Consider the following 4,038-nt stretch of genomic DNA (forward strand, 5'->3'; position numbering starts at 1 on the left):
TTACTTTTGGTACATAATCATGTCAAGCATCGAACCGGGGGATCAGGCCCCGCAGCCACGCCGCCGCCTGTCGCGGGACGAACGGCATCGCCAGCTGATGGACGTCGCCTGGCGGCTGGTCCGGGAGGAGGGCACGGACGCCCTGACGCTCGGGCGCCTGGCCGAGCGGTCCGGCGTCACCAAGCCCGTGGTCTATGACCATTTCGGCACGCGGGCCGGGCTGCTGCTGGCGCTCTACCGGGAATTCGACGCGCATGAGAACGCGCTGATCGACACAGCACTCGCCGCCAGCACGCCGAGCCTGGCCGGCCGGGCGACCGTCATCGCGTCCAGCTATGTCGATTGCGTGCTGGCCCAGGGCCGCGAGATCCCCGGCGTGATGGCGGCGCTGGCCGGCGCGCCGGAGCTGGAGAAGATCAAGCGCGACTGCGACGTGGCGTTCATGGCGAAATGCCGGACCGCCCTCGCCCCCTTCACCGGCGCCGGCACCATCGCGCCGGCCGGCCTGCGGGCGATGCTCGGCGCCGCCGAAGCCCTGTCCTGCGCCGCCGCGGCCGGAGAGCTGACGGCCAGGGAGGCGCAGGACGAACTGTTCGAGACCATCGTCGCGATGGTGGGCAGAAGCGCGCGGTAGCCGCCTGTCCTAAGATCCCTGGTCGAGATAGTGGCAGACCAGCCTCGTCAGCTCCCGCTTCAGCGCCGGCGAGGCCAGCATCCCCCTCCGGGCGGCATTGTGGATCACGCCCTCGACCGCCGAGGACAGCACCTGCGCGACGATGCCGTCGGCGCGGCCATCCCGGCCGTGCCGCCAGGCCGCGACCACCGCGCCGTAGCGGCGCAGATACTCCGCCTGGAACGCGTCATAGGCGGAGTTCGCCCCCTCGGGGCCCGGCAGGTCGAGCAGCACCCGGTGCAGCGCCGGGTCGAGGCGGTGGATGGCGATCATGCCCTCGACCAGGCCGTCGACCCTCTGCTCCGGCGAAGTCCGGTTCTCCCCCGCCTGCTGCAGCACGGCCAGCACGTCGTCGAAATGCTTGCGCCGGATGGCGGCGACCAAAGCGAGCTTGTTCGGGAAATACTGGTAGAGCGAGCCGATGCTGGCGCCTGCGGCATCGGCGACCTCATTGGTGGTGAATCCCGACCAGCCCCGCGCGCCCAGAATGTGAGCGCCGGCCTGCACGATCGCCTCGACCGTCGCCCGCGACCGCGCCTGGCGCGGCGCTTTCCGCATCGCCGCCCGGGGCCCGGGAACGCGAGTGGACATGCCGGCCCTCTCCCGACGAATATGGAATCCGAGCTCACATTTACCAGTCACGGAAGGGATCGGCCACCATGAGTGCCGTGGATCTGCTGCGCAGCCTGTTCCGCTATCAGGCCTGGGGCCATGAAGAGCTGCTGGGCGCCATGGCGGGGCTCGACCCCGACCGGCACGGCACGGAACGGCACACCGCCTTGCGGCTGATGAACCACTGCCATGTGGTCGGTCGGATCTTCGCCGCCCATCTCACGGGCGAGGCGCACGGCTTTGCCGCCGACAACACGCCGGAGACGCCGGATCTGGCGGATCTTCGGGCCGATGTGACAGCCTCGGACCGCTGGTATCTCGACTATCTCGACACGGCGACGCCGGAGCTGCTGTCCGGCTTCGTGTCCTTCGCGTTCACCGATGGCGACACGGGCGGCGTGACCTGCCAGGAGATGCTGACCCATGTCGTCACCCATGGCGGCTACCATCGCGGCGAGGTCGGCCGGATCCTGACCCAGCTTGCGGCCGGCCCGGCACCGAGCCTCCGGCTGCCCTGGGATACCTACGCCGTGCATCTGCACCGGGCCGAACCGTCGCGCCGGGGTCGGGCTGCGGCTTCGGCGGCGGTGGGGTAACCGTCAGGCCCGTGCTACGTTGACGGCAGGATCCCCAGCCCGGCCAGTTGAAAGCATGACGGAGACTGTCGCTTCCGATCTGAAGGCATTCCTGCGCGATCTGCAGGACGCCATCGATGTGCGCCTGCCCGACGGCGGCCCGCAGCACGAGGCCCACCGGCGCGTGTTTGCCGGCCTTTCCGCCAGCCAGCCGGAGATCGGCGCGATGCGGCCTGCCCGGCAGCCGGCCTGCACGCATCTCCAGACCTGTTACGAACAGCTTGAGGCGACCAGGCCGGCCCTGCGCAGGCTCGCCGCCTCGTTTCGAGCGATCGAGCCGCGGCTCGGCTGGAGCAACCGGAGCGAGCGCCACAGGTCGGCTACCCTGGCGGATCGCTATGCCGATGCAGTGATCACCGGCCCGGACGGCCTCCTGCCGAGCAAAACGGCAAGAATCGGCATCTCCGTGATGGCGCCTGAGACCGTCTATCCCGATCACCGCCATCCGCCCGAGGAACTCTACATCGCCCTGTCAGGCGGATCGTGGCGGCAGGAGGCCGGCCCCTGGCACGAACCCGGCATCGGCGGGCTGGTCTACAATCCCGCCAACATCGTCCACGCCATGCGGGCGGGGGAAAACCCGTTCCTGGCCATCTGGTGCCTGCCGCTGTCGTGACGGGGCGGCACCGGACCGAGCCATCGCGACGGCCTCATGCCGCATTCGCTCCGACATGATAGAAGGGGGAGCCAACAGGACATGCGGTCAGCGCATGAACATTGAATGATCTGGAACATCATCGACCGGCGGAAGCGCCCGTACCGCTGGCGGCGGGTCAACGCCATCATCGAGGCCGCGGAGCACGACAACAGCTGCGTGGACGCGGACCAGGCCCTGCCAACACCGCCGCTCGACTTCGTGATTTATGACCAGCGCGAGGGCATTTCGGTCGAAGCTGCCGTGAGATGGGCCGGCGGGCAGTCATGTCCCGTTACCCTCTACCTCTATGACGATGGAGACGGGATAGGCGCCACTCATTTCACGGGCTGCGAAGGCCGGCCTTAGGAGCCCAGGGACTTCTACGGCACGACCTTGAACCGGATTTGCGTCCCATCGGGGAGATCGTGAATTTGCCGTGCCAGATCGGCACGCGCCCTCATCCCCCTCGCCGCTTCCGTGGCAGCCAGATTGGCGATCGAGAATCCGCCGCCGCACACGAACGGCGTCAGCGGAACGAGGCGGTGCTTCGGTGCCAGTGGGCCGTGCGCCATCTGCCAAGCATGGGCCAGGCTGTGGCCAGTCATGGAGTCGAAATCATCGAGAATCAGTCTGGCCCAATCTTCGATTGTTGCGCAGATCCGCTCGAATCCCCCCGTCTCCGGGTCGAACTTGAAGATCACCCCATCCATGAAACAAAACTGGATGCCGAATATGTCCTCTCCGAAGCAGAGGCAGTTCTGCGGGAATAACGGATAGTCATTCTTCCACAGGGCAGGCTCATTCCACGCTGTGAGGTCGTGCGCCAATCGAGACGCCCCTGTGGAAAAGACGCAGAGCGCCGACTCGAAGGCAAAAAATCCATTCTTCAAGGCGAGCGCCAAGGCGAGGTCCGATCCGGCCCCAGGGAGGTGCAACCCTGCCTCCGCCGAACCGATAGCGTCCGAAAGCGGCTCGCCAGCTATGGACAACAGCTTCCGCAGATGCGGTCCCACAATCGTCTCCGAGATCCGTTACGCCCGGCCAATCCGATTGTCAGCCGCCGTTCCACTGGCGCAGAACAGCGACATCGTCGCTCTCGCCGGGCCAAAGATGGACGACATAACGATCCTCGCCCTCAAGGCCATCTTCGCTGATCGTGCCCAGCCCGGTAAAGACGACCAGGACCCGCAAATTTCCGGCGGGAACCGGCACTCGCACGGCGTCGGGAAGATAGTCGGTCGGGCCGGCGATGACCATTTCGCCGGACGTTCGCAAGCTGCCGATGACCGCGTGGTGGGCCGCCTCTATCGCCACGTGTGGATCCACATCATGAAGTTCGACCCGCACCGGCACGACTGCATTCCGCGCCGTGGCCACCACCAGGATGCCGTCGGCGGCAAAGATGCGCCGACGCAGGACTTCATCTGTCCAGTCCGTTGGCATCTCCGTATTTATCGTTGGATCAGAAATATAGAACTGAA

Annotated in this window: 7 protein-coding genes; 4 read left to right on the top strand and 3 right to left on the bottom strand. The window is 66.7% G+C overall.

The genetic code is table 11. The annotated features are described in order from the left end of the window. Positions 1 to 19: 19 nt before the first annotated feature. Positions 20 to 634, top strand: coding sequence for a TetR/AcrR family transcriptional regulator (locus AC3XYG_RS42380; protein WP_489145946.1), 615 nt, complete (start codon positions 20 to 22; stop codon positions 632 to 634). A gap of 9 nt (positions 635 to 643) precedes the next feature. Here AC3XYG_RS42380 and AC3XYG_RS42385 read toward each other — a convergent pair whose 3' ends face one another. Then, on the bottom strand, positions 644 to 1,264 hold the full coding sequence (locus AC3XYG_RS42385; RefSeq protein WP_489145947.1) for a TetR/AcrR family transcriptional regulator: 621 nt from the start codon (positions 1,262 to 1,264) through the stop codon (positions 644 to 646). Between the two features lie 68 nt (positions 1,265 to 1,332). Here AC3XYG_RS42385 and AC3XYG_RS42390 point away from each other — a divergent pair, with 68 nt between their 5' ends. The 3 genes from AC3XYG_RS42390 (at position 1,333) to AC3XYG_RS42400 (ending at position 2,923) form a co-directional block, all read left to right on the top strand. Next, the gene (locus AC3XYG_RS42390) at positions 1,333 to 1,881 is read left to right on the top strand and encodes a DinB family protein (protein WP_489145948.1); all 549 of its coding nucleotides are present in this window, start codon (positions 1,333 to 1,335) and stop codon (positions 1,879 to 1,881) included. Between the two features lie 118 nt (positions 1,882 to 1,999). Then, on the top strand, positions 2,000 to 2,536 hold the full coding sequence (locus AC3XYG_RS42395) for a dimethylsulfonioproprionate lyase family protein (RefSeq protein WP_489145949.1): 537 nt from the start codon (positions 2,000 to 2,002) through the stop codon (positions 2,534 to 2,536). A gap of 105 nt (positions 2,537 to 2,641) precedes the next feature. Next, positions 2,642 to 2,923, top strand: coding sequence for a hypothetical protein (locus AC3XYG_RS42400; RefSeq protein WP_489145950.1), 282 nt, complete (start codon positions 2,642 to 2,644; stop codon positions 2,921 to 2,923). 14 nt (positions 2,924 to 2,937) lie between these two features. On the opposite strand, the gene AC3XYG_RS42405 is transcribed toward AC3XYG_RS42400, so the two are convergent. Beyond that, positions 2,938 to 3,459, bottom strand: a complete 522-nt coding sequence (locus AC3XYG_RS42405; protein WP_489145951.1) for a hypothetical protein — start codon at positions 3,457 to 3,459, stop codon at positions 2,938 to 2,940. A 151-nt stretch (positions 3,460 to 3,610) separates the two neighbouring features. Next, a partial coding sequence (locus tag AC3XYG_RS42410) for a hypothetical protein (RefSeq protein WP_489145952.1) occupies positions 3,611 to 4,038 on the bottom strand: 428 nt, incomplete at its 5' end.

Source organism: Inquilinus sp. (assembly GCF_057815775.1).

Excerpts from the sequence above, each read along its gene's own strand:
- AC3XYG_RS42400 (WP_489145950.1), top strand. The coding sequence starts at position 2,642 with ATGATCTGGAACATCATCGACCGGCGGAAGCGCCCGTACCGCTGGCGG.
- AC3XYG_RS42380 (WP_489145946.1), top strand. The coding sequence starts at position 20 with ATGTCAAGCATCGAACCGGGGGATCAGGCCCCGCAGCCACGCCGCCGC.
- AC3XYG_RS42390 (WP_489145948.1), top strand. The coding sequence starts at position 1,333 with ATGAGTGCCGTGGATCTGCTGCGCAGCCTGTTCCGCTATCAGGCCTGG.
- AC3XYG_RS42385 (WP_489145947.1), bottom strand. The coding sequence starts at position 1,264 with ATGTCCACTCGCGTTCCCGGGCCCCGGGCGGCGATGCGGAAAGCGCCG.